We start from the raw sequence: 400 nt of genomic DNA, 5'->3' as shown, positions 1-400 counted from the left end.
ATATCGCATATCCGAATTCGCTGGGCTGTCCATCTGGACATTCTGGCAACAGAATTTCTTGACGACCATAGAGCATTGGAACCACCTGATCCCATCCCGAACTCAGTAGTGAAACGATGCATCGCCGATGGTAGTGTGGGGTTTCCCCATGTGAGAGTAGGTCATCGTCAAGATTCATTTCGCAAAACCCCTATCTGCGCACGCAGGTAGGGGTTTTGTCTTTAAGTAGGAACTACAGAGATTTGCAGGCACGTCCGAGGGACGGTCCAGCACACAGAATTTCTTGACGACCATAGAGCATTGGAACCACCTGATCCCATCCCGAACTCAGCAGTGAAACGATGCATCGCCGATGGTAGTGTGGGGTTTCCCCATGTGAGAGTAGGTCATCGTCAAGATT

General features: G+C 50.2%; 2 rRNA genes. Both read left to right on the top strand.

Annotation, left to right across the window (positions count from 1 at the left end):
* Window positions 1-57: 57 nt before the first annotated feature.
* A 5S ribosomal RNA gene (gene rrf, locus J5M58_RS27310) occupies window positions 58-173 on the top strand.
* A gap of 109 nt (window positions 174-282) precedes the next feature.
* Window positions 283-398: ribosomal RNA gene (gene rrf / locus J5M58_RS27305) — 5S ribosomal RNA — on the top strand.
* Window positions 399-400: the final 2 nt, after the last annotated feature.

This window comes from Pseudomonas sp. 32_A (genome assembly GCF_017490905.1).
Lineage (GTDB): Bacteria > Pseudomonadota > Gammaproteobacteria > Pseudomonadales > Pseudomonadaceae > Aquipseudomonas > Aquipseudomonas inefficax.
Note: the sequence above shows the minus strand (reverse complement) of the source record. Positions and strands in the feature narration are given on the sequence as shown.